This is a genomic window from Litoreibacter meonggei (assembly GCF_003663885.1).
In the GTDB taxonomy this organism is placed as follows: Bacteria; Pseudomonadota; Alphaproteobacteria; order Rhodobacterales; family Rhodobacteraceae; genus Litoreibacter; species Litoreibacter meonggei.
The window spans coordinates 173,132-199,305 of record NZ_RCCE01000003.1; the positions used below are offsets into that span (position 1 = coordinate 173,132).

Annotated in this window: 27 protein-coding genes; 9 read left to right on the forward strand and 18 right to left on the reverse strand. The window is 58.0% G+C overall.

The annotated features are described in order from the left end of the window. Positions 1-19: 19 nt before the first annotated feature. Positions 20-349 carry a hypothetical protein gene (locus tag BCF46_RS09280; protein WP_121023547.1) on the forward strand — a complete coding sequence of 110 codons (330 nt, stop codon included), beginning with the start codon at positions 20-22 and terminating at the stop codon, positions 347-349. A 31-nt stretch (positions 350-380) separates the two neighbouring features. Here BCF46_RS09280 and BCF46_RS09285 read toward each other — a convergent pair whose 3' ends face one another. From BCF46_RS09285 to BCF46_RS09300, 4 genes are all read right to left on the reverse strand, one after another. Continuing rightward, on the reverse strand, positions 381-788 hold the full coding sequence (locus BCF46_RS09285) for a universal stress protein (RefSeq protein WP_121023549.1): 408 nt from the start codon (positions 786-788) through the stop codon (positions 381-383). A 136-nt stretch (positions 789-924) separates the two neighbouring features. After that, positions 925-3,216, reverse strand: a complete 2,292-nt coding sequence (locus BCF46_RS09290; RefSeq protein WP_121023550.1) for a glycosyl hydrolase family 28-related protein — start codon at positions 3,214-3,216, stop codon at positions 925-927. Positions 3,217-3,411: 195 nt separating this feature from the next. Continuing rightward, positions 3,412-3,816, reverse strand: coding sequence for a DUF4864 domain-containing protein (locus BCF46_RS09295; protein ID WP_121023552.1), 405 nt, complete (start codon positions 3,814-3,816; stop codon positions 3,412-3,414). 61 nt (positions 3,817-3,877) lie between these two features. After that, positions 3,878-5,455, reverse strand: a complete 1,578-nt coding sequence (locus BCF46_RS09300) for a lysine--tRNA ligase (protein WP_121023554.1) — start codon at positions 5,453-5,455, stop codon at positions 3,878-3,880. 121 nt (positions 5,456-5,576) lie between these two features. On the opposite strand from BCF46_RS09300, the gene BCF46_RS09305 reads away from it, so the two are divergent. Then, entirely contained in the window at positions 5,577-5,999 is a 423-nt protein-coding gene (locus BCF46_RS09305; RefSeq protein ID WP_121023556.1) for a tellurite resistance TerB family protein, read from the forward strand. Here the strand turns inward: BCF46_RS09305 and dacB are convergent. Beyond that, complete coding sequence (gene dacB, locus BCF46_RS09310) at positions 5,996-7,465, reverse strand: D-alanyl-D-alanine carboxypeptidase/D-alanyl-D-alanine endopeptidase (protein WP_245989970.1); 1,470 nt, start codon at positions 7,463-7,465, stop codon at positions 5,996-5,998. The two genes, BCF46_RS09305 and dacB, sit on opposite strands and share 4 nt — an antisense overlap. Before the next feature lie 127 nt (positions 7,466-7,592). Between dacB and BCF46_RS09315 the strand changes: the two genes are divergently transcribed. Then, complete coding sequence (locus tag BCF46_RS09315) at positions 7,593-8,405, forward strand: DMT family transporter (protein WP_245989972.1); 813 nt, start codon at positions 7,593-7,595, stop codon at positions 8,403-8,405. On the opposite strand, the gene BCF46_RS09320 is transcribed toward BCF46_RS09315, so the two are convergent. Together BCF46_RS09320 and mgrA are read right to left on the reverse strand one after the other, a co-directional pair. After that, on the reverse strand, positions 8,377-8,979 hold the full coding sequence (locus BCF46_RS09320; RefSeq protein ID WP_121023562.1) for a nicotinate-nucleotide adenylyltransferase: 603 nt from the start codon (positions 8,977-8,979) through the stop codon (positions 8,377-8,379). The genes BCF46_RS09315 and BCF46_RS09320 overlap by 29 nt on opposite strands. A gap of 4 nt (positions 8,980-8,983) precedes the next feature. Next, positions 8,984-10,015 carry an L-glyceraldehyde 3-phosphate reductase gene (gene mgrA, locus BCF46_RS09325; protein ID WP_121024480.1) on the reverse strand — a complete coding sequence of 344 codons (1,032 nt, stop codon included), beginning with the start codon at positions 10,013-10,015 and terminating at the stop codon, positions 8,984-8,986. A 156-nt stretch (positions 10,016-10,171) separates the two neighbouring features. Between mgrA and ettA the strand changes: the two genes are divergently transcribed. Together ettA and BCF46_RS09335 are read left to right on the forward strand one after the other, a co-directional pair. Next, positions 10,172-11,827 (forward strand): energy-dependent translational throttle protein EttA, encoded by a 1,656-nt coding sequence (gene ettA / locus BCF46_RS09330; RefSeq protein WP_121023564.1) that lies wholly within the window; start codon positions 10,172-10,174, stop codon positions 11,825-11,827. Positions 11,828-11,830: 3 nt separating this feature from the next. After that, complete coding sequence (locus BCF46_RS09335; protein WP_121023566.1) at positions 11,831-12,694, forward strand: hypothetical protein; 864 nt, start codon at positions 11,831-11,833, stop codon at positions 12,692-12,694. 72 nt (positions 12,695-12,766) lie between these two features. Here the strand turns inward: BCF46_RS09335 and BCF46_RS09340 are convergent, their stop codons facing one another. Next, positions 12,767-13,171, reverse strand: coding sequence for a BrnA antitoxin family protein (locus tag BCF46_RS09340; protein ID WP_121023568.1), 405 nt, complete (start codon positions 13,169-13,171; stop codon positions 12,767-12,769). 237 nt (positions 13,172-13,408) lie between these two features. After that, positions 13,409-13,594: a hypothetical protein gene (locus BCF46_RS09350; RefSeq protein ID WP_121023572.1), complete on the reverse strand. Its 186-nt coding sequence runs from the start codon at positions 13,592-13,594 to the stop codon at positions 13,409-13,411. Positions 13,595-14,047: 453 nt separating this feature from the next. On the opposite strand from BCF46_RS09350, the gene BCF46_RS09355 reads away from it, so the two are divergent. Further along, entirely contained in the window at positions 14,048-14,278 is a 231-nt protein-coding gene (locus BCF46_RS09355) for an HP1242/YdcH family protein (protein WP_121023574.1), read from the forward strand. A gap of 165 nt (positions 14,279-14,443) precedes the next feature. Continuing rightward, positions 14,444-14,650 carry a cold-shock protein gene (locus BCF46_RS09360; RefSeq protein ID WP_121023575.1) on the forward strand — a complete coding sequence of 69 codons (207 nt, stop codon included), beginning with the start codon at positions 14,444-14,446 and terminating at the stop codon, positions 14,648-14,650. Positions 14,651-14,714: 64 nt separating this feature from the next. On the opposite strand, the gene BCF46_RS09365 is transcribed toward BCF46_RS09360, so the two are convergent. Then, positions 14,715-15,230 carry a PhnA domain-containing protein gene (locus BCF46_RS09365; RefSeq protein WP_121023577.1) on the reverse strand — a complete coding sequence of 172 codons (516 nt, stop codon included), beginning with the start codon at positions 15,228-15,230 and terminating at the stop codon, positions 14,715-14,717. Between the two features lie 96 nt (positions 15,231-15,326). On the opposite strand from BCF46_RS09365, the gene BCF46_RS09370 reads away from it, so the two are divergent. Beyond that, the gene (locus BCF46_RS09370) at positions 15,327-16,493 is read left to right on the forward strand and encodes an NAD(P)/FAD-dependent oxidoreductase (protein WP_121023579.1); all 1,167 of its coding nucleotides are present in this window, start codon (positions 15,327-15,329) and stop codon (positions 16,491-16,493) included. Here the strand turns inward: BCF46_RS09370 and BCF46_RS09375 are convergent. After that, positions 16,490-16,693 carry a dodecin family protein gene (locus tag BCF46_RS09375; RefSeq protein WP_121024482.1) on the reverse strand — a complete coding sequence of 68 codons (204 nt, stop codon included), beginning with the start codon at positions 16,691-16,693 and terminating at the stop codon, positions 16,490-16,492. The genes BCF46_RS09370 and BCF46_RS09375 overlap by 4 nt on opposite strands. A 95-nt stretch (positions 16,694-16,788) precedes the next feature. Between BCF46_RS09375 and BCF46_RS09380 the strand changes: the two genes are divergently transcribed. After that, positions 16,789-17,355 (forward strand): gamma-glutamylcyclotransferase family protein, encoded by a 567-nt coding sequence (locus BCF46_RS09380; protein WP_121023581.1) that lies wholly within the window; start codon positions 16,789-16,791, stop codon positions 17,353-17,355. Positions 17,356-17,361: 6 nt separating this feature from the next. Here the strand turns inward: BCF46_RS09380 and glpK are convergent, their stop codons facing one another. The 7 genes from glpK to BCF46_RS09415 form a co-directional block, all read right to left on the reverse strand. Next, a complete protein-coding gene (glpK, locus tag BCF46_RS09385) occupies positions 17,362-18,846 on the reverse strand; it encodes a glycerol kinase GlpK (protein WP_121023583.1) in 1,485 nt (494 codons plus the stop codon). Continuing rightward, entirely contained in the window at positions 18,843-20,426 is a 1,584-nt protein-coding gene (gene glpD / locus BCF46_RS09390) for a glycerol-3-phosphate dehydrogenase (RefSeq protein ID WP_121023585.1), read from the reverse strand. The genes glpK and glpD overlap by 4 nt, the downstream gene beginning before the upstream one ends. Positions 20,427-20,643: 217 nt before the next feature. Continuing rightward, a complete protein-coding gene (locus BCF46_RS09395; RefSeq protein ID WP_121023587.1) occupies positions 20,644-21,474 on the reverse strand; it encodes an NAD-dependent epimerase/dehydratase family protein in 831 nt (276 codons plus the stop codon). Between the two features lie 31 nt (positions 21,475-21,505). Then, on the reverse strand, positions 21,506-22,909 hold the full coding sequence (locus BCF46_RS09400; RefSeq protein ID WP_121023588.1) for an L-serine ammonia-lyase: 1,404 nt from the start codon (positions 22,907-22,909) through the stop codon (positions 21,506-21,508). Positions 22,910-22,991: 82 nt separating this feature from the next. Beyond that, on the reverse strand, positions 22,992-24,257 hold the full coding sequence (locus tag BCF46_RS09405; RefSeq protein WP_121023590.1) for an ABC transporter permease: 1,266 nt from the start codon (positions 24,255-24,257) through the stop codon (positions 22,992-22,994). Beyond that, the gene (locus BCF46_RS09410) at positions 24,254-25,060 is read right to left on the reverse strand and encodes a taurine ABC transporter ATP-binding protein (protein WP_121023592.1); all 807 of its coding nucleotides are present in this window, start codon (positions 25,058-25,060) and stop codon (positions 24,254-24,256) included. The genes BCF46_RS09405 and BCF46_RS09410 overlap by 4 nt, the downstream gene beginning before the upstream one ends. A gap of 78 nt (positions 25,061-25,138) precedes the next feature. Then, on the reverse strand, positions 25,139-26,143 hold the full coding sequence (locus BCF46_RS09415; protein WP_121024484.1) for a taurine ABC transporter substrate-binding protein: 1,005 nt from the start codon (positions 26,141-26,143) through the stop codon (positions 25,139-25,141). Positions 26,144-26,174 lie beyond the last annotated feature (31 nt).

Here is a 26,174-nt window from a genome sequence, read left to right on the forward strand (position 1 = left end):
ATCCGCACAGCATCGGGGGATGACAGACCGCACAACAGACCCGCTGGCCCTGCGCCACGGCCCGCTGATCGCCCAAATCTGGGACCAGATCGCGGAAGCCCGCAACGCAGCACGCCAAAACCCGACCCAAAACCGCGCCGCCTTCTGGCTGCGCCGCATCCGCCATCTGCGACGGCAGGTTCTGACAGCCCATAAACTTGAATTGACGCGGCATGATGCCTCCACACCCGCCATCGACGGCTGGTTTCACCCCGTAACCTCGACACTAGACCGTGCCGAGGCTCATTTTGCGGCTCACCTCGCGGCGAACACGCTGGCCCAAAACGAGAAAACCGCCGCAGCCAGATGACTGCGGCAGCAAATATTATATGTGATCGCCGTTAACGCACCACATGCACGGCGCACTGGGCATACCGCACCACCCGCGCAGCCGTACCACCAAGGAAGTAGTCCTGCACACCGGGTTTGTGCGACGACACGATGATGCAATCATTGCCATGCGTGTCGGCCCATTCCAGAATGGTCCGGGCCGAGTGCCCCGTGACCACCATGGCCTCCCCGCCGGGAACCATGCCAGCGATCTCGTCAAGGCGAGCTTTCACGTCCTCGCGACTCTTCTCGATAAAGTCCCCCGAAACATATCGGGACGCATAACTCGGTAGCTCCTCGATAACGTGCAAAATGGTGACCCGCGCGTCGTCTGCAGAAATGGCTTTCGCCACTTCAAGTGCTGCGTCAGGCGTGTTGTCAGGGTCGAACACAACGGGGACAAGGATTCTGGAATACATGGGGCTTCTCCTATTATTTGCCTGACTTTTACCGCTGAACCTTGGTCGCGCGCCTTGATCCACGTCAAGCAGACCTTCCAGAGAAGGGGCTGGCCGAATGATTGTTAGCATCTTCGGCCAGCCACCATACTCGCCCCTAGTACGGGTTATCGACCCGCGCAGTAACGTTCACTTTACCCTTCACAGCCGTTCCCCAGATAATGTCAACGGTGCCACCGCCAACCCCCTCGTTAGGATCGGTGTAATGCGTCACGAACTGTTTCACGTTATTTGCATTGCGAAGCGCCCCCACCGGCGTCACATCCGTCACATTCCGCGCGCGCCCTCCAAACGGAAGCCAGTCGGAAAAATCACAACTCCAGGTTTCAACAGGGCTACTTTCACTAAAGGACAGCATCACCGGGCTTTGCGTCCACTGGTTGATCGCGTGATACGTATTGCCCGACCAATTGATATTGCGGAAGCGACTGGTGTCTAACGAAGCAACACTGCCATCCATCTTGTCCACGCGGTCGATATTCCCATTGGTCACCTTGAACGTGTTTCCAGATACGTTCAGCCCGTTGATGAAATGGCCCGTTCCGTAAGGCTTGATAACGATGAAGCGAAAATACGACGCAGCTCCGATCGCCGTGAAGATGTTGCCCACAATCGACAGTGCCCCAAAGCTCAGCTCGCTGGAAAAATTCGGCAACGCGTCGTGCTCGTTGTTCCACTCAATGTAGTTGTTGTCGCTGTAATTGCCGTTGATGACAATTTTGGAAGACGGCTTCGTCAGGATCAGCCCCGCCACGCGCGGGGCGCCGTTCAGGTTGTCCCCGTGGAACCAATGATTGCCCAGGATCATATGGCCCGACCCGTGAATTACCGCAAACGCGCCCATCCTGATGCATCGGTTGTCGCGGATCTTCGCGTCATTCGCGTTGATATTGAAGCCGATCGACGTGCGCGCCGTCGCCGCCAGCGATTGCTCGTTGGAAATGAACTGACAGCGGTCAATCATCATCCCCTGACACGCCAACCCGATGGACGTCACCGCACGGTCCAGCGGCTGGTTAAAGAAGCAGTCACGCAGGTGCCAGATCAACCCGGCAGGCGGCAACATCACACAGCTGGCCACGCCGTCCGCCTTCAGATCGACATCCGCGATGTTGAACTGCGACAGCTTCTGGAACCCGCTAAAGTCCAACATGTAGCGGAAGCGCTTGAAACTATAGGATTGCGTCCCCACCGCATCATAAAGCTGCTGGCTAAGGGTCAATGTCTGGGCGCCGACATTCTTGCTGGTCACATAGACCTCGCGCCCGACACCATTTCCGCTGACCAGACTGCCAATCTCGATATTGGCGACATTGGTCACGTTGCTCAGCCGGTAGGGCTGGGACGTGGAATAGGTGCCGCTCGACGTCGCCGTACCCGTGGTCCACGCCGGATCGCTGATCGCGTCAAGCTGGCCATTGCGGATCACCCGCCGCGACGTGAAAGACGACACATCAGGCACCGCAGCGCGCATATCCACCGGCCCACGCAACCCGATGGAGCGTCCGCACAGGTCAAGACTGTCATGGCTCGACTGCTTCAAAAGCGCCTGGAACGCCTTGCGAAACGCCAGTTCTTCATCCCCGAAGGCCGCAGCATAATGGTCGAAGTCGAAATTCTGCGACAGGGCCAGATACTTGTCGGTCGGCATCGTCACCGTGCCTTGGAACCGGACGCGGTTGTCAAACGTCACATTGCCCGCCAAGTGGAAAACCCCGTCAGACACCAGCACCTCGCGCCCGTCGGCAGCCGCGTCAGCGGCCTCGAAGGCGTCGGTGTTGTCCGTGGTCCCGTCACCCACAGCGCCGAAGTCTTTGACATCGACCCAATCCATCATAGTGCGCAGGAAGGCTCCCGTGACATCCTCGATTTGCACATCATCAATGCGAACCACGCCGCCATTCGGGCCCGCCAGATCAATGCCGAAATGCCCGTAAAGCGCGTCACGCCCCCAGCTCAGATCGACACCATTGCGCGCACCACCGCCTACAATTGCGGTGACTTCGACCACATTCCCGTAACTGGTCAGCGCCACGCCCGGCCCCTGCGTCTGCACGCCAGTGATTGCAGTACCGCCCGCACCACCGGCGAAGGCACCCACCCGCACCGTTGGCAAATTGCCCGATATCGCCTTGATCCGCACCTTGATCTGCAAATAGCAGCCCGGCAGCAATGGCGTCTCGCCCATGTAGCGCAGGCGCTGCGTGTTCTCGGTTTTCAAAACCTCAAGACAGCCACCAAAATCCTGATCCGCAGGGACAAAGGCCGCCGTGGCATAGCCGTCATATGTCGCGGTTCCCGGCGTCCCGTCACCGCGAGACCACACGTCCAGACCGTTTGCAAATGGGGGCGGCGTCAACACCAGCCCGTCAGTAATCGCCTTGTTCATCGGTAGCCCTTTTCAACTTGGTTGGAACGGGCGTGTCGGACAAATAGGCGCGCAAGGCACAGGCCAAGCGCCCCTTTGGCAGGGGGTATTAGATTTGCTCTGAATTGGAAGTATCGGACACGCCGTCCTGACGTGGGCGGTTTAACTCCGAACAGTTAAGGCTGGCTTAAAAAGCACCGTGCGCAGGTCGGGCGATCACGCACCAACGGGCGGGGCTACAAGGTATTGCACACCGTCTATCACCCAGCCCTGCGCGGTCTGCATCATTTTGTATTCCAGCACATGCGGCGCGCCGTTTTTGTCCACGAACAGCACCTTCTGGAACAACAACTCTCCTTGTCGGCGCAGCTCCAGAAACCTCACTTCGGCCGGTGCCCACACCATCGGGTAGCCGCTCTGCACCATCGTGCCAAACCGCTCCGGCGTGCCAAACAGGCGCTTTAAATTCGGGGAGGCGTAGGAAAATGCTGTCGCGGTGTCTTCCGCCAAGAAGGCATCCACTTGGCTTTGAATGGTGTTCTCGATGCCAGCCGACGGCTCTTCGGCCATTGCCGAACCCGCCACAAACACCGCCGCTACTATCGCCAACAAAACCCGCATCGCACTCTCCTTGTTGCTTTCAAGGTAGACGCGACGCGGGTTTAGTCAAATCACACGACTGTCAGCCAACCAGCTTGCCAGCCAACGCATCATCAATTAGCGCAATGGTTTCATCCACACCATATAGCGCGATGAACCCGCCAAAACGTGGCCCTTGAGACGCCCCAAGCAGCACTTCATACAGCGCTTTGAACCAGTCCCGCAGCGGATCAAACCGCTCGCGACCGCAGGCGAACACCACCGATTGCAGCGCCTCCGCGTCCAAACCGCCATCCCAGTCCGCCAACTGTCCACGCAGATCCAACAACGCCTCGCGCTCCAGATCGCTGGGCAGGCGGAACACTTTGTTCGGCTTCACAAAATCGTTGTAATAACGCACGGCATACCCCGCCGCCTGATCCAGATCGCCATGCGTCTCCGGCGTCGCGTCCGGCGCATAGCGCTGGATGAAGCCCCAAAGCTGCTCCTTTTCCTCCGCATTCGCCACAGAAGCCAAGTTCAGCAACATCGAGAACGGCACCACCATCTTCGACTCAGGCACATCCGCGCCGTGAATATGGAACACCGGATTATTCGCCCGCGCCACCGCATCCTGATCCACATAAGCCCGCAATTGCTGGTGATATTCGTCCATCGCTTTCGGGATCACATCAAAATGCATCCGCTTCGCCGTCTTCGGCTTGGCATACATGAAGTACGACAGCGATTCCGAGGACGCATAGGTCAGCCACTCGTCAATCGACACGCCATTGCCCGACGATTTGGAAATCTTGTGCCCGTCGGCATCCAGAAACAGCTCGTAAGTGAAATGCTCCGGCTTACGCCCGCCCAGAATTTCGCAAATCCGGTCATAAATCGGCGTGTTGGTCGAGTGGTCCTTGCCATACATCTCGAAATCCACGTCTAGCGCAGCCCAGCGCGCGCCAAAGTCCGGCTTCCATTGCAGCTTCACGTTACCGCCCGTGACAGGCAACGTCCATTCGCGGCCATCCTCGTCGTCAAAGGTGATCTCGCCCTTCTCGGCGTCCACATTCTTCATCGGCACATACATGACGCGCCCGGTTTCGGGATGGATCGGCAGGAAAATCGAATAAGTCTCCCGACGTTCTTCACGAAGGGATTTCAGCATCACCTTCATGATGTCATCATACTTCTCGCAGGCACGCAGCAGCACTTCGTCGAACTGGCCGGACGCATAAAATTCAGTGGCCGAGATGAACTCGTACTCAAACCCGAACGTATCAAGGAACCGGCGCAGCATGGCGTTGTTGTGGTGACCAAAGCTCTCGAACTCGCCAAACGGGTCCGGCACTTTCGTCAGCGGCATTTGCAGGTATTGCGCCAGCTTCTCGGGGTCAGGCACATTCCCCGGCACTTTGCGCATCCCGTCCACATCATCCGAGAAGCAGATCAACCGCGTCGGGATGTCCGAGATCACTTCGAACGCGCGCCGGATCATCGTCGTCCGCGCAACCTCGCCAAAAGTCCCGATATGCGGCAGCCCTGACGGGCCATAACCTGTCTCGAAAAGCACATACCCCTTGTCCGGCGCGCCCTTTTCATACCGTTTGAGCAACGTGCGCGCCTCCACAAAGGGCCAGGCTTTCGAGGTCATTCCAGCGTCACGCATATCCGTCATCGGAGCACATCCAGTTTTATCGCACGGCACACCATATGCCGCAGCAGTGTCGCTACCTATTGTGTGCTATGGCTCAGGTCAATATTCTGCGCTGCAACAATACAATTGGCCGGAGGCCGCGATGACACTCGATACAGCAACCCTGTCCCCTCAAGACGCCCTTGTCGCCATAATGATCTCGGTCTCCATGTCCGACCAGAACGTCCGCACGTCAGAACTGGTCGCCATCCAGCAAGCGGTGAACTATTTGCCGATATTTGCCGGCTACGACGTCGATCGCATCAAAGAAATCTCTCAGATTACAACTGAACTTTTTGAGGAAGAGGAAGGTCTCGATGCCCTGTTCGGTATGGTCCGCGCAGCATTGCCTGAACATCTCTATGAGACCGCCTATGCCTTTGCATGCGACGTCGCAGCCGCAGACGGGGCCTTGTACCAACCCGAACTCCGGCTCTTGGAAGAAATCCGCTACGAGCTGAAAATCGACCGTCTCCACGCGGCGGCAATTGAACGCGGGTCGCGGGCGCGGCACCTGAAAGGCTAGGTTCCGTGCAGCACCGCCCAGCGGTTGATCAACTGCGCCTGTAGCTTCTTCGCCCGCCCGTTCCATGACCGCGATCCGCGCGGGGCTTCCCGTTCAGACTTTTTCAACGCCCTGCGGCGCGGCACATCCGCCATGAAAATCGCGAAGGCCAGATCGCGCCCATCGGGCGTGCGCACATATCCGGCCAGCGCACTGACAAAGTTCAACGTCCCCGTCTTCGCAACGACCTTGGTCGGGCTGTTCTGGACGACTTTGTTGTTCTCATCGCGCACCGCAATCGGCTTTAGAATCGACCGAAGCTCGCCCTTGGCTCCAGCACCCACAAGCGCTTTGACCATTTCCTGAGCACTGATCTGCGACGCATCCCCAAGGCCGGAGTGGTCAACAAACTTCGCCTTCCTCACCCCGTGCCTGGTTTTCAGCCAATCCGTCATCGCTCGTGCGGACGCTCTCAGGCTTCCCGCCCCGCTCGATTGCAACCCCAGCACTTCCGCGGTCAGGTTGGTTGAATACCTCAACATGTCTTTGGCAATCACCCGCACGTCTTGGCTAAGATGCTCAACCAGCAACGTCCCTCGTGGCGCGCTAGAGGCCTGCACAGGAAACGGCAGCTGAATGCCATGCGAGCGGGCAACCGTTTGCAGCACGTCGCCCGCGTAGATCTCGGGGCGACGCACCGGAAGCCAGCGCCCGCCGCCTTTGCCCAGCGCCTTGCTGGCGACGCTCCAATTGTCGCGCCCGCCTTGGCCCGAGTATTTGAAAATCGGCAAACTCCGCGCCTCGACCGTGGTTTTCGCGAACCCGACCCCGGGCCGGATCTTGTTGGATCGCGCGTCCATGGTGACGGCATACCCGCCCCCGTTTCGCTTCCATTCCAGATAGACGCGGTTGAAATTCAGGTTCAGCCCGGCCACGGCAGGATTATACCCCACATGGTCCGGCTGGTCGGCGTCGATGCGGTCGATCACGGACGCACCGCCATACACGCGCAGCTTGCCTTTGACCGAGGTCACGCCCGCGGTCTTCAACCTGCCCGCCATTTTGAACAGATCGTCCGTGCTCAGCGTCGGGTCACCGCCGCCCTTCAGCACTAAATCTCCGGCCAATGCGCCTTTCTGCACCGGCCCGGTCGCGATCAGCTGCGTCTTGAACCGTTTGCCGCCACCCAATCGGTCCAGCGCAAACAGGGTCGTGATTGCCTTCGCCACGCTGGCAGGCGGCTGTCCGGCAAGCGGGTTATGCGCCTCCAAAACCTGCCCCGTCCGGGCGTCGGCCACAACGAAGCTGACCTTGCCGCCCAGTTTGGCGTCCGAGATCAGCGCATCGACGCCTTTGACCGCACGCTTGATCGCGTCAGACGGCTTGCGCACCGGACGCAGCGAAACAGCCGGAGCACCCGCCAACGCGGCGTCAGCCACACCGAACATCAAGAACCCCAAAACGGTACGTCGACCAAATCTTGCCACGGCAGCGCCCTCCTCGTCCTAAACTTAATCGCCGATGCGGTTGATGGTGGCAAGCGCCCTTGCGCCCTGATACGCAGCTGTGATGGAGCGTTCAATTCTTTTGGCCGTCACGACGATGTCGATGGGCATGCTGCTGATCCCCTTGGGGGATACGGCCGGAAAACTGATGACCTCATCAGGCATCGCGCCGTTCTTCGTGGCGTGGACCCGCTACCTGATCGGGCTGGTCGTCCTGCTCCCCTTTGCGATGCACAAGGACGCCGTTCGCCTGCTGTCAAACTGGCGCATCTGGTTGCGCAGCTCCATTCAGGTCGTGACAATCACTACAATCCTCACCGCCCTGCAAACAGAGCCGATTGCCAACGTCTTCGCCGCCTTCTTCCTTGGCCCGACGGTCAGCTACATCCTGTCCGTCACGCTCCTGAAAGAGCAGGCCAGCGCCATGCGGATCATCCTGCTCGCCATTGGTCTTGGCGGGGTGATGCTTGTCGTGAAGCCCGGCTTCGGTATGACCACCGGCCTCGCATGGGCGGCGTTTTCAGGCTGTTGCTACGGTATGTTCCTGACCGCCTCCCGTTGGGTTTCCCCGCTGGGTAAGCCCGTGCATCTGTTGATTACACAGCTTTTCATCGGGGCGCTTTTGCTGACCCCGTTGGGCCTGCTAAACCTCCCGCCGATCACGCCAACGCTTTCGGGCCTCGTGGTATGGTCTGCCATCGCGTCAATGCTGGGAAATCTGCTGCTGGTGTTCGCCTATGCCCGCGCCGGCGCGTCGGTGCTGGCGCCTTTCGTCTATGTCCAGCTGGTCGGTGCCACGGCCTATGGCTGGCTGGTGTTTGACAACTGGCCCGACGGCTTGTCCGCGCTTGGTCTCGTGGTAATCTTCGTTTCGGGCTTCGCCACGCTGTTTCTCAGGAAATCCAAGCCCCGGACGCTCTGATCGCGCTCGAAGACGCATCGCTTAGCGGCAGGTTGATGTAGCACCAACGCGGGGCGGCCCCATGTGCCAACAACTGCGACGCCACACCCGGCAACTGGTCAGTTGCATACCGCTGGGCCGCAACAGACCGACGGGCCGAAATCCGGTCCCCCGGCCGCGCCAACACGCCCACCGGCACGTTTTCCATGATCCAGTCCCAGTCCTGCCACCGGTGAAAACTCGCCAGATTATCCGCCCCCATCAGCCACACGAAATTCACCCTCGGGTATCGGTCCTGCAGGGCTTTGAGGGTTTGCGCGGTATATCGCGTCCCCAGTTTCGTCTCCAGATCGGTGACCTTCACTCTGGGATGCTGCATCACCTTGCGCGCCCGCATCATCCGCGCATCCATCGGCGCAGGCCCGCGCTCTTTAAGCGGATTGCCCGGACTGACAAGCCACCAGACAAAATCCAGATCGAACCTCTTCAAAGCTTCACGCGTGATATGCGCATGTCCCGTATGCGCCGGATCAAACGACCCGCCCAAAAGGCCAACAGTTTGCCCCGCTTGCGCCACAGGCCAGCCCGCCCTCATGGGATCAGTCGGTCTCAGAGGATTTTGCCCAAAGGTTGATCTCCTCCTCGGAAGAAATGCGGTCAATCTCCGCCAGCTCGTCGGCGGTGAACTCAAGATTGGCAACAGCGCCAGCGCAATCCTCGATCTGGCTCGGCTTCGACGCACCAATCAGCGCGGTCGTCACCCGTCCGCCACGCAACACCCAAGCCAGCGCCATCTGCGCCAAGGTTTGCCCACGGGCCTCCGCCACGTCATTCAGCGCACGCACGCTGGCCAAAGACCGCTCGTTAATCATGCCGTCCAGTAGCGATTTGCCTTGCGTGGCGCGGCTTCCTTCGGGAATGCCGCCCAGATATTTCTTCGTCAGTATCCCCTGCGCCAAAGGCGTGAACGCAATCGACCCCATACCCAGATTATCCAACGTGTCCAGCAACCCGTCATGCTCCACCCAACGGTTCAGCAAGTTATACGACGGCTGGTGGATCAGCATCGGCGTGCCAAGGTCTTTCAGGATCGCCACGGCCTCACGGGTTCGCTGCGAGTTATACGATGAAATCCCCGCATACAGCGCGCGCCCCGACCGCACGATATAATCCAGCGCGCCCATGGTCTCCTCCAAAGGCGTGTCAGGATCAAAGCGGTGCGAGTAGAAAATATCGACATAGTCCAGCCCCAGCCGCTTCAACGATTGGTCACAGGACGCCAACAGATACTTCCGACTGCCCCATTCGCCATACGGCCCCGGCCACATGTCGTAACCCGCCTTGCTGGAGACAATCAGCTCGTCCCGATGCCCTGCAAAATCGGTTCGCAAAATCTCGCCAAACGCGCTCTCCGCACTCCCCGGAGGCGGGCCATAGTTGTTCGCCAGATCAAAATGCGTGATCCCGTGATCAAACGCCGTCCGGCACAAACCACGCTTCACTTCATGCGGGGTATCCCCGCCAAAATTGTGCCACAGCCCAAGGCTGATGGCAGGCAGTTTCACACCGGATTTCCCGCAGCGACGGTATACCATGCGGTCATAACGGTCGTCGGCGGGGCGGTAGGTCACGGGGCGGGGCTTTGCGGGGCGGCTGGGTTTTGTCATGCCGCGCAATCTGCGCTGTATCCGACCCGCCGTCAAATCAAAGCGCTACGATTGCCCTTGGCCGCAAGCCCGACTAAACACGGCCCCAAAGCATTCTCATTCTAGTCCGGAGCTCATCCCATGGCAGCCAATCAATTCGTCTATTTTATGGACGGCGTCTCAAAGCATTATCCCGGCGGCAAGAAGGTGTTCGAGAACATCCGCCTGAACTTCCTCCCCGGCGTCAAAATCGGCGTCGTCGGCGTCAACGGTTCCGGTAAGTCGTCGCTGATGCGCATCATGGCGGGCACCGACAAGGACTTCACCGGCGAGGCTTGGGCCGCCGAGGGCGCGCATGTGGGCTACCTGCCTCAAGAGCCCGCATTGGACGAAACCCTCGACGTGCGAGGCAACGTGATGCTGGGTGTGAAGGCCAAGAAGGACATCCTCGACCGCTATAACGAACTGGCGATGAACTACTCCGACGAGACCGCCGACGAGATGGCCAAGCTGCAAGACGAGATCGACGCCCAGAACCTCTGGGACCTCGACGCGCAAGTCGACGTCTCCATGGAAGCCCTGCGCTGCCCGCCTGATGATGCATCGGTCGACACCCTGTCCGGCGGTGAAAAACGCCGCGTGGCCCTGTGCAAGCTGCTGCTCGAAGCCCCTGACATGCTGCTCCTTGACGAGCCGACCAACCACCTTGACGCCGAAACCATCGCATGGCTGCAAAAGCACCTGATCGACTACAAAGGCACCATCCTGATCGTCACCCACGACCGCTATTTCCTCGATAGCATCACCGGCTGGATTCTCGAGCTCGACCGCGGTCGCGGCATCCCTTACGAGGGCAACTATTCCAGCTGGCTGGAACAAAAAGCCAAACGGCTGGAGCGCGAGGCGAAAGAGGACAAATCCAAGCAAAAGACGCTGGAGAAAGAACTCCAATGGATTCGCGCAGGTGCCAAGGCCCGCCAAGCCAAGTCCAAGGCCCGCATCAACTCCTATAACGAGATGGCCAACCAGTCAGAGCGCGAAAAGCTCGGCAAAGCCCAGATCATCATTCCCAATGGCCCCCGCCTTGGGAATAAGGTGATCGAGGTCGAAAACCTCACCAAGGCTTACGGCGACAAGCTGCTGGTCGAAGACCTCAGCTTCTCCCTGCCTGCGGGCGGGATTGTCGGCGTGATCGGCCCCAACGGCGCAGGTAAATCCACGCTGTTCCGGATGCTCACAGGGCAGGAACAGCCCGATTCCGGCACTGTAACCTTTGGCGAGACTGTGCAGCTATCCTATGTCGACCAGTCCCGCGACGCGCTGAAAGCCGACGCCAATGTGTGGGAAGAAATCTCCGACGGCGGGGAAATCATCCAGTTGGGCGACGCCCAGATGAACTCCCGCGCCTACTGCTCCGCCTTCAACTTCAAGGGCGGCGACCAGCAGAAAAAGGTGGGCCTGCTGTCTGGTGGTGAACGCAACCGAGTGCACATGGCGAAACTCCTCAAATCCGGCGGCAACGTGTTGCTGCTCGATGAACCTACCAACGATCTAGACGTGGAAACGTTAAGGGCGCTTGAAGATGCCATCGAAGATTTCGCCGGTTGCGCCGTGGTCATCTCCCACGACCGCTTCTTCCTCGACCGCCTCTGCACACACATCCTGGCCTTCGAAGGCGAGGCCCATGTGGAATGGTTCGAGGGCAACTTCGAAGCCTACGAAGAAGACAAAATCCGCCGCCTTGGGCCGGATGCCGTGGAGCCGAAACGGGTGAAGTATAAGAAGTTTACGAGGTAGCAAATGGCGCCTAAAATTTCGAATACAAAGAGCAGGCAGTTCCCAGTAAGAGTTGCTATAGTCAGTTGGATCGATTTGCTCGGCTTCGGAAGCCAAATCGGAGCTCTAGGCCTCAACCCACTGGCTGAGGGTGCAGACGTAGCGATCAATAGACTCCGTTCATTTCATGAAGTGGTCGCCAGTTGCAGTAAGCGAAATTTTCCAACACTAGTTATAAACGACGGTGCCGTTGCGTTCAGGGACCTGTCTTACAGATCGCAAAGCACTACTTACGACTTTTTCAAAGACAGCTGGAAGTTATTCAAAGCTGTTTCGCATAAAGAAAGTCAAGTAGGTCACCCAGGCCCTAGAATGGTGACGGCAATCGGCTTTAGACGACTCGGCAGGGGTAACGCTATCCGATCTTCTGAGGATCAATTTACGTCCCTTTTAAAGCGACTAAAGGATGGAAAAATCACTAAAGAGCAAGCCATCTATGAAGCGAGAACGATAAAAAAAGACTTTGACATAGTCCCGCAGTTGCAAGCAAATTTCGCGTTTTCCAAAGCTTATGTCGCTGAAAGCGGCGGGAAAAAAGAGGGATTTGAAGGACCAAATTGGTTTGTTGAACTGAAGTGTTTTTCTGGAGGGAAATGTCAGTGTTTTGATTTTTCAAGTCAATTTCCTTGGGAGTCCAAGGAGCTTGGTATTAGCACTGAATTTGGAAAGGTTAGAGAGTTCAGACCACACAAGGGTGACGGCATTTATCCACCAGATTTCCTAAACGCGGAGGATATAGCCAAGATGCTCTCCTCCGATCCAAATGTGATTGCTTCACTACGAAAACATACAAAACCCAACACTAGTTCCCGTGTGAAATCCAGTTAGAGACTTCCCAAAAGATAGTAACTACATGTGCGTAGCTGCGCTCCCTCCCTATATGCCACACAGACCTAACCCTCAAACCTCCCCCTCCTGCGGCCCCTCCTCAATATCGTCCGGCACCGGATCGTTGTACTTGTCCAACGTCTCCTCAACGACAAACTTATAAAAATCCTTCTCAATCGTCAGGTAGTCCGCAATCCTCGCCTGCGCGTAGGTCGCCAGTATCCGGTTGATCCGCGCCTGATAGCCGTTGCCCCAAGCGCGGTAGAACTTCGCCACGCTGCGGTCGACGCGTAGGGTGATCTTCACCTTCGGCTCCTCGACATCAATGTCATGCTCCAGCCGGTGCCATGCCTGCGGGATCAGATCGCGGACCAGTTCGGTCACGTTGTCCTCCAAATCCCCCAGCTGCAAAAGTCGGCCCAGTTTTTCCTTCGCGATGCGTTGCGACTTGGGGCGGGTGTTGGGAGTGAAACTCATGGGGCAATCCTGATGAATATCTGATGGCTCACCCTATCCCATCAGCCGTTAAATCCGCGCAAACCCAGCGCGCGCAACTGCCCGACACATCGCCGACGCTTTGCCGACGGGATGCAGACCCTCCGAAAAACGCAAAAAACGCTCAGGCGGTCCTGAGCGTTTTCTGGGGGGAAGGGACCGACATGTCGGCCCTTGGCGGAGCGCTTTACGTGTAGCGAGCGGCGCTCCTATCGCGGCTTACGCAGCGACGAATAGGTTGTGCATAGGGTTCTGCGCCCGGCGAGACGTAAACATGATCTGATCCGCTTCCCGATCTGCGCTAGGGAACAGCGTAACACGATCAGAACCGGACTTGCGGATCTGGATAGCACGCAGAGCGATGATGCGGTTGTGACGGGCTTTTTCGACGAGGGATACGGTCATGGCAGTCTCCTAAAATTCATTTGGCTGGCGATTGGTTAATGGCAGGTGGCGAAGAACTGATTACGCAACAATAAGGCGAAAATACTTCATTTCACGCAAGTAAGTTTCTCCTTACCGGAGCTCATTGACATAATATTTTCACATTTTCCGCGATTTACGAACACATTTCCGGCGCTTTTCGCTTCATTTTCAGCCATTTAAGGCAGAGATGTGGCGAAAACCACAAGATCATTAAGATTGGTGTGTTAAAAATAAGTTAACTTGGGGCGATTTTTGCCGGAATTCACGCTCAAAATTGCCTCGAACTGGGATGACTTTTTTCCAATTTTGGCAATTTGAGACCGGACTCACCCAAATCGCTGCAGAAATAAGCAGGCCCTTTGACCCATATCAATGCCCCTCGTCACGTCGCGTCCATATTCATCAAGAAGAAACATAGCTAGGGAGCAGAATATGTCTCACACACCCCACGAACTCGCCGAAGAATTCCCGGACAAAGTCGCGCAGATGCACGAACTTAAGGAATCCGACGCCCATTTCCGCAAGCTGTTCGACGAATACCACGAGGTGAACCGCGCCGTGCACCGCGCCGAGACCAATGTGGAGCCGACAGACGAGGCCCATGAGGCAACCTTGCGCAAACAACGCCTGGCTCTGAAGGATCAGATCGCTGCGATGCTATAAGCGGAAAAAGCTTTACTTGCAGGGCGAAGTCTGGCAAACGCGCCCTGCAACGTTTGCCTCTTTCGACCCACTGTCTTCCCTAATACGGCCGCCAGTCTATCGTCACAGACCAATCGAGCCGGGTTGCCGCGATCATGCGGGCAGCATCAATTAAGGAATAACACGATGGCTAATGGCACCGTGAAATGGTTTAACTCTACTAAAGGCTTCGGCTTTATCGCACCAGAAGGTGGCGCTAAGGACGTGTTCGTGCACATCTCCGCACTGGAACGCTCCGGCCTGTCCACACTGGACGACAACCAAGCTGTAACTTTCGACATCGAAGCTGGCCGTGACGGCCGCGAAAGCGCAGTGAACATCGCTCTGGCCTAAGCCACCGCGATCAAGAATTTGAGGGCGTGCGAAGGCAACTTCGCGCGCCCTTTTTCTTTGGGTGTTACTTTTTCTTCACAAACTCGGTCAGAATCACGATCCGCTGACCTTCGACGCGCCCTTCGATATGGCCCGCATTATCCGACACCAGAGAAATGCTGCGGACCGCAGTGCCACGCTTGGCTGTAAAGCCCCCACCTTTGACCGGCAGGTCCTTGATCAGGACCACATTGTCACCAGCGGACAGCAAGGCTCCATTGGAGTCGCGGTGCTCCAACGGCACATCCGCCGCCCATGCTGCCAAGTCATCATCAAGGTAGACCATATCCAGCGTCTCTTGCGCCCAAGGCGCATCCAGCTTGCGCAGCTGACGCACGGCCTGCACCTGAACTGCAGGGACTTCCGACCAAACCGCCCCCTGAAGGCACCGCCAATGGCTGTCATCTGCATCGCCTGATGCGCAAGTCGCACACAAGGCAACGATGTCCTCGCGCGGGGTCACTGCCACGCCTACTGACGCCTCGGCGCCGCAAAGCTCACACGCCCCATTGCTCCGTGTCACTACAGTCTCTGGTATCATGCTGTGCCCTCTAATTGCGTCGCCTGATTTACCGCGAAACCTGCTGAAAGACCATCACGCATTGGCAGCAACGTCCCAATCCCCTAAAAGCCCCCCATGTCAGAATATGATCTCATCATTGTGGGCTCAGGCCCCGCAGGTTCCGCCGCCGCGACCATCGCCGCGAAGGCCGGCTTGTCTGTGGCCGTAGTCGATAAGGCTACGTTTCCACGCGATAAACTGTGTGGTGGGCTTTTCACCGGGCGTAGCGAAAAAGCAATGCGCGCTATTTTTGGACGCGAGGTGACGGACGATCTGTTCGTGACAACCGATCACATGCGGTTCCTCTCAAAAGGTCGCCTGCTCGCTGATATCCCCAACGCGCCACCCGTTCACCTGACCATGCGCCGCGACTTCGACGCGATGCTGCACGCGGAGGCCGTCAAAGCGGGTGCCACACCCTATTTGGGTCAACCGATCACCGAGTTGGGCGACAACGCGCTCACCCTCAGAGATGGCACGCAACTCGGGTTCAAAGCACTGATTGGCGCGGACGGCGTGAACTCTTTCGTCGCGCGGACGCTATTTGGCAGGCCGTTCGACCCCGAAACCATCGGCTTTGGTCTGGAGATTGAGTCCCCACGCGCTCCCTCTTGCGATGGCGCTGTCGAGATTGATTTCGATGCCGCAAGCTGGGGCTACGGCTGGTCGTTCCCAAAGCGCAAAACCGTGACAATCGGCGTTGGTGGCATCAATTCACGCAATGAAGACATGAAGGCCAACATGTCTGATTATGTCTCGCAGACCGCCAGCGATGAAACCCTACGTTATAAGGGGCAGTATCTGCCCTTTGGCGATTACAAAAAGAAACCGGGCCGCGATCACATCCTGCTCGTTGGCGATGCTGCCGGACTGGTTGACCCGATCACGGGGGAGGGCATCGCGCTGGCGATGGAAAGCGGGCAACATGCGGCGCACGCTGTGATTGAAGCGCTCGCACAGGGGCAATCCAAAACCGCCTTGGCCCGCTATATGAAACTGGTGAAGCCCATCCAGAAGTCGATCGACCAAGCGAAAATGTGGCGGATGATCATGTTCCCCAAAGCCACCGAAGGCTACTTCAGGAAAGCGTTCGAGCGGGGAAGCTCGCTGCAAATGAAGTATCTGGAACTTCTTGCAGGGGAAGCGGAATACGCCGATCTGCGCGGTGCGCTGCTACGGCGTATTCCAAAGCTTGGATGGCGGTTAATGAAGCACCGCCTCGGGTTTAAAGGCCCGGCTTAGTCTTCCAGAACGAAGGTGACTTTCAATATCACCCGGTATTCCGAGATTTTGCCGTTCTTAACGGTGCATTTTTGGTCCTGAACCCATGCACCTTCGACGTTTTTCAACGTCTTGGACGCCCGCTCGACGCCGCTTTCGATAGCGTCTTCAAAGCTTTTCTTAGAAGAAGAGATAATTTCGGTAACGCGTGCAACTGACATATTGATTTCTCCGGTTTGAGTATGAACACCTACGCTACGCTGTTTTGCCGATAACTCAACTTGTGCCTGCGGGGAAAATCCGGTCACATCCGCCAATGCAAGATCCATATTTCTTCGGCTACGGCTCACTCGTGAACGCCGCGACCCACGCCTACACCACGACCCACCCCGCGCAACTCACGGGATGGAAGCGCGTTTGGCGGCATACGTCGCTGCGGGAATTGGCCTTTCTCAGCGTCACACCAGCAGATGGCTTTCAAATCGACGGTTTGGTGGCCGAGGTGCCTAATTCAGATTGGCACGCACTGGATTTGCGCGAAACAGGGTATTTCCGCAGTCGATTGCCCGAGACGTCACTAACCCATGGCGCGGGTGCTGTTGACGTACATATGTATCAAACACACCCCGAACATCTGGCCCCGCCCGATCAGCCGCATCCAATCCTGCTCAGTTATCTCGACGTTGTCGTACAGGGCTTCCTTCGCGTGTTTGGCGAAGACGGGGTAGAGCAGTTTTTCGACACAACGGACGGATGGGCCGCGCCAATTCTGAACGACCGCGTCAATCCGCTCTACCCACGCCACCAAGTGCTAACCCCGCAGGAAACGGAGCTCGTGGATAGCCATCTCGCTGACCGCAAAGTTCACTTCATTCTGGCGTAGGGTTCCCTAGACAGACATCGTCGCCGCGACAGCTTTCTTCCAACCGGCATACTTCCGGTCCCGCGTCGCATCGTCCATATCCGGCTCGAAACGGCGCTCCAACGCCCAGTTCTTGGCGAAGCCTTCCATATCAGGATAAACTCCCGCCCTCGACCCTGCGAGCCATGCAGCACCTAATGCGGTCGTTTCCAACACCTCGGGCCGGTCGACCTGCGCACCAATGATGTCACTCAGGAATTGCATCGCCCAGTCACTGGCCGTCATTCCGCCATCAACGCGCAATACATCCTCACCATCCGCATCCCAATCCGCCTTCATCGCCTCTAGCAAGTCGCGCGTTTGGTAGCCCACGCTTTCCAGTGCTGCGCGGGCAAATTCTTCGGGCCCCGTTCCCCGCGTCAGCCCGAAAATTGCCCCACGGCAATCCGCATCCCAATACGGCGCACCTAATCCCGTGAAGGCAGGCACCATGATGACATCCTGTCCCTGATCGGCCTTCTCCGCCAAAGGCTGTGTCTCGCTGGCTTCACGAATAATCTTGATCCCGTCCCGCAGCCACTGAACAACAGCACCCGCGATAAAGATGGACCCTTCCAAGGCGTAGGTAGGTTTGCCGTCAAACTGATAGGCGATCGTGGTCAGCATCCGGTTCTTGGAGGCAACTGGCGTGTCACCCGTATTCAACAGTGCGAAGCATCCGGTCCCATAGGTCGATTTCAGCATCCCCGGCTGGAAGCACGCCTGCCCGACGGTCGCCGCCTGCTGATCCCCCGCAACACCCAAGATAGGGAGGGACTTGCCAAACAAATCCGCGCGGCACATTCCGAAATCCGCCGCACAATCCTTCACCTCGGGCAACATCTGCATCGGGATGCCCAGCATCTCGCAAATCGTACTACTCCAGCGTCCCTTGCGAATATCGTAGAGCAGCGTTCGCGCCGCGTTGGTCGCGTCCGTCACATGCGAGGCACCGCCGGTCATTTTCCAGATCAGAAAGCTGTCAACGGTTCCGAACAACAGCTCCCCCGCTTCCGCCCGCGCCCGAACGCCTTCTACGTTCTCAAGTATCCAGCGCAGCTTGGTGCCAGAGAAGTACGGGTCCAAAAGCAGCCCCGTCCGCTCCGTGAACATCTCCTCATGCCCCGCATCGCGCATCTCACGGCAATAGTCCGACGTTCTGCGGTCCTGCCAGACAATCGCGTTATGCACCGGCTTTCCGGTGGTTTTGTCCCAAACCAAAGTCGTCTCGCGCTGGTTGGTGATGCCGATCGCCGCAATCTCTTCGGCTGTGATCCCTGCGCGTTCGATCGCCGCGCGGCACGTCCCTGCGGTCGTGGACCACAGGTCGTCAGGATCATGCTCGACCCAACCGGATTGCGGGAAGTGCTGTTTGAACTCTTCCTGCGCCGACGCGACGATTTTCATGTCACCGTCAAAGATGATCGCCCTGCTTGAGGTCGTTCCCTGATCAATTGCCAGAATATGTGTCATTGGTCCCTCCTTGCCGCAGCGCGCTCGGCTTGCATCCAGTCATCAAGCAGCTTGATTTCGCCCTCACTCATCCGCAACCCCAGTTTGGAGCGCCGCCAGACAATATCATCCCCGTGTCGCGCGTATTCATTCGTCATAAGCCAGCGCACTTCGCGCTCGGTCAGATTGGCACCGAAACGCTGCCCCAAGTCGGAGGCTGCACCGGCATCACCCAGCATCCGCGGTGCGTCGGTGCCATACGCGCGCACCAAACGTTTCGCCCAAGCATCATCAAGGAAAGGATAATCAACGATCAAACCGTCGATCAAATCTTGAACTCCATCAACCGGGAAGTCACCGCCGGGCATGGCAACGCCCGCGGTCCAATCGCCTTTTACCTCATCAAAGAACGGCGCGATTTTGGCTAAGGCGTTTTCCGCCAATTTCCGGTAAGTCGTGATCTTGCCACCAAAGACATTGAGCAATGGCGGGCCATCATCATAGACGCTCAGCACGTAATCCCGCGTTGCCGCTGTCGCCGATTTTGCGCCGTCGTCATAAAGCGGCCGCACACCGGAATAGGTCCAAACCACGTCCTCAGCCGTTATGTCGTGCTTGAAATACCCGTTCGCGAACTTGACCAGATAGTCCCGCTCCTCATCCGTGCACTCCGGCTTCACGGAGGCATCCGAATGCTCGGCATCTGTTGTGCCAATCAAGGTGAAATCTGTCTCGTAGGGAATGGCGAATATGATCCGCCCGTCTTCGCCCTGAAAGAAATACGCCTTGTCATGTTCGAACAGCCGCTTGGTCACGATATGGCTCCCCCGAACCAACCGAACGCCCTCGCTGGAATTGGTATGTGTCACATGCCGGATCACATCTTCGACCCACGGGCCACCTGCGTTGACCAACATACGGGCACGTCGTTCAGTCGTTTCCCCAGTTTCGCCATCGCGTAATGAGACCACCCAGTGACCCTCCGCGCGCTCGGCTGACACTACTTTGGTTTGCACCATAATCTCCGCGCCGCGCGCCTCCGCATCGCGGGCGTTGAGAACCACCAAACGCGCATCCTCGACCCAGCAATCGGAGTATTCGTAGGCAAAGGTAAAACGGTCCTCGATACCCCGACCCACCGCGTCGGCGGTCAGATCAACCTTGCGGGTCGCGGGCAAAATTTCGCGCCCCCCCAGATTGTCGTATAAAAACAGCCCCAACCGGATCAACCATGCGGGCCGGCGGCCCTTCATCCAAGGCATGAAAATGCCCAGCAGCTTCGACGTAGGTGTATCCCCTTCAAAGCGCATGTCCTTGTGGTACGGCAGCACAAACCGCATCGGCCAGCTGATATGCGGCATCGCGCGCAGCAATGTTTCGCGTTCGATCAGTGCCTTACGCACTAGACCGATCTCGAAATACTCGAGATACCGCAATCCACCGTGAAACAGCTTGGTCGATGCACTCGATGTGGCCCAGCCAAGGTCGTTCATTTCCGCCAAGGAGACCGACAGGCCCCGCCCCGCAGCATCCCGCGCGATTCCAACGCCGTTTATCCCACCACCGATGATGAAAAGGTCAACAATATCCTCTTGCGCCATACCAACGACTCCTCATGCGTTCCCCACCACTAATCACAAGTTTACTTTCGTTTGGTCAAGGTTTGCTTTCGTTTTAGCGCTAAATGGGGCAATTCATGGCCGAATATTACCAAAAATCCGCAAATACAAACACTACACCGTGAAAAGACGGCCCACAAAACCATAACATCGCAATCACTTCCTTACGCAGGGCGGGGAGTTCTCCCATGCTACACCCTCAATCGTCGTCAGGAATACCCATCAATGCCATCGGGCTTTCGCCCAGCTTGGCCGACGCGAACGGCCCGCCGTGGCAGGTCAGCCCCAGATCGTTCAAATCCGCAGGCGGCGTGTCAGCCAAAGTCTCGGTGGCGTACTCCTCGGCATTGTCTTTCGGCCGGTAGCCCAAATGGGACGCTGATGAATTGTCAACGGGCGAGCGGTCATTGTTCGACACCCCATAGACCACCGTGCACCCAACCACAGGCGTATCAATCGCCCGCGTCACCAGTTGCACCAGATCGTCAGGGCTAAGCCACGTTCCCAACGCGCGCGCATTCCCGGGGCGCGAGGTCGCGGTCAAAATACGGATGTGGACTGACTCCAGCCCTTCCTTTTCCCAGAACATGCGTCCCAGATCCTCGGTAAAGCACTTGGCCAGCCCGTAATACGTATCAGGGCGGTGCGGCATATCGGGTGTGATCGCCACGGTTTTCGGATACATCCCCATCACATGGATCGACGACGCATAGATCACGCGACGCACACCATGCTCTTTTGCGGATTGCCAGATGTTGTACGAGCCGACGAAGTTCGGCCCCCAAATTTCCTCAAACGGCACCTCGTCCACCAGCGCACCAAAATGCACGACCATATCCGCACCTTCCAGCAACGGGCGGATGTCGTCCATCTTCGCCAGGTCGGCCTGCACGAAGGTCTCGTTCTCGATCAGATCACCCACGCTTTCGGCAATGTCAGTGGATAAAAGCTCGTCACACATCGCAGCCAGAGGGCCGCGCAGGACTTTCCCAAGGTTTCCGGCGGCGCCGGTCAACACGATCTTTTTCATGGTAATGTCTCCCAAATCTATCGGGGAGACATCAACACTCCGGAATGTTGACCGCAAGCCCCCCTTGCGAGGTTTCCTTGTATTTCGTGCTCATATCAATGCCGGTCTGGCGCATCGCTTCGATGCAATTGTCCAGCGGCATGAAATGCGTCCCGTCCCCGCGCAGCGCCAGAGACGCCGCCGAAACCGCCTTGATAGCACCCAGCCCGTTGCGCTCGATGCACGGCACCTGCACCAGCCCCGCGACCGGATCGCAGGTCATGCCCAGATGATGCTCCAGCGCAATCTCCGCCGCGTTCTCGACCTGCTCGTTGGTGCCGCCCAAAGCCGCGCACAGCCCCGCCGCAGCCATGGAAGACGCGGAGCCGACTTCCCCCTGACAACCAACTTCCGCCCCCGAAATCGAGGCGTTGTGCTTGATCAACCCGCCAATCGCCGCCGCCGTCAGCAGGAACTTGCGCTGTCCCTCTTCCGTCGCGCCAATGCAATGCTCGCGGTAGTAGCGCAGCACCGACGGCAGCACACCCGCCGCCCCGTTAGTGGGCGAAGTCACGACCTTGCCCCCCGCCGCGTTCTCCTCGTTCACTGCCATGGCATAGACGCTCATCCAGTCATTGATGGTATGCGGCTGGCTGCGGTTCATGCCTTGTTCGGCCAGCAACTGGTCATGGATACGCTTGGCGCGGCGCTTCACGTTCAATCCGCCCGGCAAAATCCCGTCCATCCGCAACCCTCGATCAACGCAGTCAAACATCGCATCGCGGATCACCGTCAGGTTCCGGTCCAGCTCCGCGCGCGACAGGTTGGCCAACTCGTTGGCCTCCTTCATCTGCGCGATAGTTTTCCCATGGGCCTTGCCCATTTCCAGCATCTCTGCGGCAGAGCCAAACGGATAGGGGAACCCCGCTTGCTCCTTCTGAACATGCAGGTCCGGCTCGTCATTCGCCAGCTCCGCCTCTGTCATCACAAAGCCGCCACCGACGGAATAATACGTCTCCTGCATATACAGGTTGCCCGCCGCATCCCACGCTTTCAGGATCATGCCGTTGGCATGACCGGGCAACGTCAGATCGTAGTCGAAAACCACGTCTTTCGCTGGATCAAGGGACAACTCGGGCAGCCCGTCAGGCCGCACGACCTTCTCAACCGCCAACGTGTCGATCAACTCGTCCACCGCATCGGGGTCCATCGTCGCGGGCAGATATCCCATCAGCCCCAACATCACCGCACGGTCCGTCGCATGGCCCTTACCCGTAAACGCCAACGAGCCGTGCAGCGACGCCGAAACGCCTGCCAACTCCCCCGCACCGGGTTCTTTCTCCCGACCACCGCGCAGGTCGTTCAAGAAGCGCCCCGCAGCCGTCATCGGCCCCATAGTGTGGGACGAGGACGGGCCGATGCCCACTTTGAATATGTCGAAGATACTTAAAAACATGTGCGCATATACGGCCCAAACGAAAACCGCCGCCTATCGAAACAAGACAGGCGGCGGTGAATTCACGACATGGGGTCGAATTTTAGCTGCGGCCCTTCCAAGGCACCAGCAGACGCTCCGCCCAGCGCATCAGCACGTCGATGGAGAACCCGATCACGCCGATCAGGATAATCCCCATCAACACGATGTCCGTGTTCTGGAACTTCGACGCGACCATGATCATCATGCCCGCGCCCTTCTCGGCAGCGACCAGTTCGGCGGCCACAACCGTGCCCCAACACACACCCATCGCAACCCGCGCGCCGGTGAATATCTCCGGCAAGCTGTTCGGGATAATGACATGGCGCATGATCTGCCACTTGGACGCGCCCAGCGAGTAGGCCGCGTGCACCTTGGTGATGTTGACCCCCGACACGCCGGATCGCGCGGCAATCGCCATGATCCACAGCGCGGCAAGGAACAGCAGCACGATCTTCCCGACCTCACCAATACCGGCCCAGATGATCACCAGCGGGATCAGTGCCAAGGGTGGCACGGGCCGCATGAACTCGACCACCGGATCGAACCAGCCGCGGAACCAGTTGGACAGGCCCATGGCGTAGCCCAGCGGGATGCCCACGGCGGCGCCGATCAGGAAGCCCACGATCACGCGGAACAACGAGTAGCCAAGATGCTCCCACAAAGTCGAGTTACGAAACCCCGTGCTGGAAATCTCCACCAATCTGCTGGCCACCTTTTCAGGGGGTGGCAAGTACAATGGCTGCATTTGCCAGCCCGTCTTCGGAACGATATTCAGCGTGCCTTTCGGTGTCATGGCGATGCGAGCAAAATCAACGATCACCTCTCCGCCCGGCTCGATCGCCTTGCCATTTACGGCGACGATTTTCGCCCCTTCGTCACGACCTTGCTCGTCATTCGCGTCGACGCGCAGCAGCTTGGAGCGGTATTTGGCAATCGAGATGGAATCGTTCTTGGCAAATCCATCGCCTGGTTCAACTTCGGGAACGGCCGCTTCGCCATCGGTTTCATGCACATTGACAGTCACCGTGGCGTCGTCCGTCTGCCCATTGGCGTCCACCGTGTAGTTGAACTCGCCCAGGCCGGTATAGGCTGCCGGAGCATGCAAGAAGGACGGGATCAGGCTTGAGCCGGTAAACGACCCCCACAGCAAAAAGATCGTCACAATGGAAATGATCGACGCCGCACGGTTTGGCCGCACTGCACTTTCGTCCCCGAAGGTCACTGTTTTCAGCGAGGTGTAGTCTTTGGGCTGCGTAGAGGCGGTGATATACTTAACCGCAAAGAAACCGCCGATGAAAATGGCGACGTAGATTGCAAGAATGGTCATGCGCTTTCCTCCGTGCGGCCCATAATTTCCTCTTCCATGTCCCAGATCATGGCGAGGATTTCCTCACGGGTTTTGTTGTAGTCAGGGTGTTTCTTGACCTCCCGCAGGTCTTGGTCGACGCCAAGATCGGCAAACGGCAGACGGTATTCCTTGTGGATACGGCCGGGGCGCGGGGCCATGACCAGCAGACGCTCGCCCAACAGCAGCGCTTCCTCGACCGAGTGGGTGATCAGGATGATGGTCTTGCCCGTCTCTTTCCACAGCTTCAGCACAAGGCTTTGCATCTTCTCACGGGTCAGCGCGTCCAACGCACCCAGCGGTTCATCCATCAAGATTACGTCGGGGTCATTGGCAAGGCAGCGGGCCAAGGCCACACGCTGCTGCATCCCGCCGGACAACTCATAAATGGCTTTCTCTTTGAAATCCTGAAGGCCGACAACGTCGAGCAAATGGTCCACATTCGCCCCGTATTGCGCCTCGCGCTCGCCTTTCATCCGTGGTCCGAAGGCCACGTTCTCGCGAACGCTCATCCACTCGAACAAGGCACCTTGCTGGAACACCATGCCGCGCTCGGCATCAGGGCCATGCACTGTATGCCCGTTCATCGCGATGCGCCCTTCGGTGGGGGCCAGAAAGCCCGCGACGATGTTCAACAGCGTGGTTTTACCGCAGCCTGATGGCCCAAGAACGCTCATCAGCTCGCCCGGTTTCAGGTCGAGGGTGACGTCCTTCAACGCCTGCACTGATCCGCCATTTGGCAGATCGAAGCGCATGGAAATATTCTCGATTGTTAGGCCCGACATGGCTGCCCCACTCCTTGTTTAATCGGTTTCGGAAGCGAAAAGGGTGGAGCGGAAACTCCGCTCCACCCCTAGTCGGTCTTACATTTCAGACGCGGCTTTCAGCGGGCCTGTGTTTACGGTCGCGTCGTAGCTGTCGAGCGCCGCGTCGATGGACTTGGCGTTAACAAAGACGTCAGCCACACCCTTCATGAAGGTTTGAGCACCACCGCCAAGCCACGTGCCGCCAAGCTGATCCGCCATGTTCGGAAACGCGAACCCTGCAAGGGTCGACGCCGTTGCTGCTTCATCCATACCAGCATCTTTAGCAATCACCGGCAGCATTTTCGCGTGGTTGGCCTCGTCAGCCCACATAGCGTTGGCATCAGCAGTTACCTTCAAGAACTTGGCAGCCATGTCACCGTTCTCAGCGACGAAACCCGCAGGTGCGGAGGTGACATCGAACACCAGAATGCCCAGTGCTTCTTTTTCAGCGCCGGTTAGCAGGATGTTGCCGGATTCTTTCATAGTGCGAAGCGCGCCGCCCCAGCCACAGGCCATGTCTACGGAGCCTTGCGCAAGTGCCGCAGCACCTTCAGCAGGGGCCATGTCAACAACGCTCATACCCGAGATGTCGACACCGAAGTGGTTCATCTGGCTCAGGAAACCGTAATGCGCAGCGGTGCCCAGCGGTACAGCGACTTTCTTGCCAGCCAGTTCGGCAGCGGAGGTCTTGTCGATTTCCAAACCGGTCGCAACAACACAGTTGTCGTTCTCGGAATAGGACACAGCAACGTCAAGAATCTGGATGTCTTGACCAGCGGAGGTTGCGACCACGAAAGGTGGCACACCTTGGGAAACGGAAATATCCACATCGCCGGACGCCATGGCAGCCGACATCGCGGTGCCGGTGTCGAACGAAACCCAAGTGACAGGCGCGCCCAGCGCTTCGTCATAGGTGCCGTTTACTTTGGCGTATTGGAACGGCATCGGCCACTCAAGGAAATAGCCAACGGTCAGCCCGTGGCCATCAGCCATGGCAGCTTGCGCGCCGGACAGCAGTGCAACGCCGGCAACGGCGCTCATCAATTTGGTGGTAAGTTTCATATGTTCATCTCCCATGTTGAACAGCGTGCGC

Bases quoted from the DNA above. Each gene is read 5' to 3' on its own strand.
- BCF46_RS09380 (WP_121023581.1), top strand. From the start codon at position 16,789: ATGCAAGATCCATATTTCTTCGGCTACGGCTCACTCGTGAACGCCGCG.
- BCF46_RS09320 (WP_121023562.1), bottom strand. From the start codon at position 8,979: ATGAGGGCGGGCTGGCCTGTGGCGCAAGCGGGGCAAACTGTTGGCCTT.
- BCF46_RS09415 (WP_121024484.1), bottom strand. From the start codon at position 26,143: ATGAAACTTACCACCAAATTGATGAGCGCCGTTGCCGGCGTTGCACTG.
- BCF46_RS09375 (WP_121024482.1), bottom strand. From the start codon at position 16,693: ATGTCAGTTGCACGCGTTACCGAAATTATCTCTTCTTCTAAGAAAAGC.
- BCF46_RS09395 (WP_121023587.1), bottom strand. From the start codon at position 21,474: ATGAAAAAGATCGTGTTGACCGGCGCCGCCGGAAACCTTGGGAAAGTC.
- BCF46_RS09360 (WP_121023575.1), top strand. From the start codon at position 14,444: ATGGCTAATGGCACCGTGAAATGGTTTAACTCTACTAAAGGCTTCGGC.
- BCF46_RS09400 (WP_121023588.1), bottom strand. From the start codon at position 22,909: ATGTTTTTAAGTATCTTCGACATATTCAAAGTGGGCATCGGCCCGTCC.
- BCF46_RS09405 (WP_121023590.1), bottom strand. From the start codon at position 24,257: ATGACCATTCTTGCAATCTACGTCGCCATTTTCATCGGCGGTTTCTTT.
- BCF46_RS09295 (WP_121023552.1), bottom strand. From the start codon at position 3,816: ATGCGGGTTTTGTTGGCGATAGTAGCGGCGGTGTTTGTGGCGGGTTCG.
- BCF46_RS09340 (WP_121023568.1), bottom strand. From the start codon at position 13,171: ATGAGTTTCACTCCCAACACCCGCCCCAAGTCGCAACGCATCGCGAAG.
- BCF46_RS09290 (WP_121023550.1), bottom strand. From the start codon at position 3,216: ATGAACAAGGCGATTACTGACGGGCTGGTGTTGACGCCGCCCCCATTT.
- BCF46_RS09300 (WP_121023554.1), bottom strand. From the start codon at position 5,455: ATGACGGATATGCGTGACGCTGGAATGACCTCGAAAGCCTGGCCCTTT.
- BCF46_RS09355 (WP_121023574.1), top strand. From the start codon at position 14,048: ATGTCTCACACACCCCACGAACTCGCCGAAGAATTCCCGGACAAAGTC.
- BCF46_RS09370 (WP_121023579.1), top strand. From the start codon at position 15,327: ATGTCAGAATATGATCTCATCATTGTGGGCTCAGGCCCCGCAGGTTCC.
- glpD (WP_121023585.1), bottom strand. From the start codon at position 20,426: ATGGCGCAAGAGGATATTGTTGACCTTTTCATCATCGGTGGTGGGATA.
- BCF46_RS09365 (WP_121023577.1), bottom strand. From the start codon at position 15,230: ATGATACCAGAGACTGTAGTGACACGGAGCAATGGGGCGTGTGAGCTT.
- BCF46_RS09335 (WP_121023566.1), top strand. From the start codon at position 11,831: ATGGCGCCTAAAATTTCGAATACAAAGAGCAGGCAGTTCCCAGTAAGA.
- BCF46_RS09285 (WP_121023549.1), bottom strand. From the start codon at position 788: ATGTATTCCAGAATCCTTGTCCCCGTTGTGTTCGACCCTGACAACACG.
- glpK (WP_121023583.1), bottom strand. From the start codon at position 18,846: ATGACACATATTCTGGCAATTGATCAGGGAACGACCTCAAGCAGGGCG.
- BCF46_RS09350 (WP_121023572.1), bottom strand. From the start codon at position 13,594: ATGACCGTATCCCTCGTCGAAAAAGCCCGTCACAACCGCATCATCGCT.
- BCF46_RS09315 (WP_245989972.1), top strand. From the start codon at position 7,593: ATGCTGCTGATCCCCTTGGGGGATACGGCCGGAAAACTGATGACCTCA.
- ettA (WP_121023564.1), top strand. From the start codon at position 10,172: ATGGCAGCCAATCAATTCGTCTATTTTATGGACGGCGTCTCAAAGCAT.
- BCF46_RS09305 (WP_121023556.1), top strand. From the start codon at position 5,577: ATGACACTCGATACAGCAACCCTGTCCCCTCAAGACGCCCTTGTCGCC.
- BCF46_RS09410 (WP_121023592.1), bottom strand. From the start codon at position 25,060: ATGTCGGGCCTAACAATCGAGAATATTTCCATGCGCTTCGATCTGCCA.
- BCF46_RS09280 (WP_121023547.1), top strand. From the start codon at position 20: ATGACAGACCGCACAACAGACCCGCTGGCCCTGCGCCACGGCCCGCTG.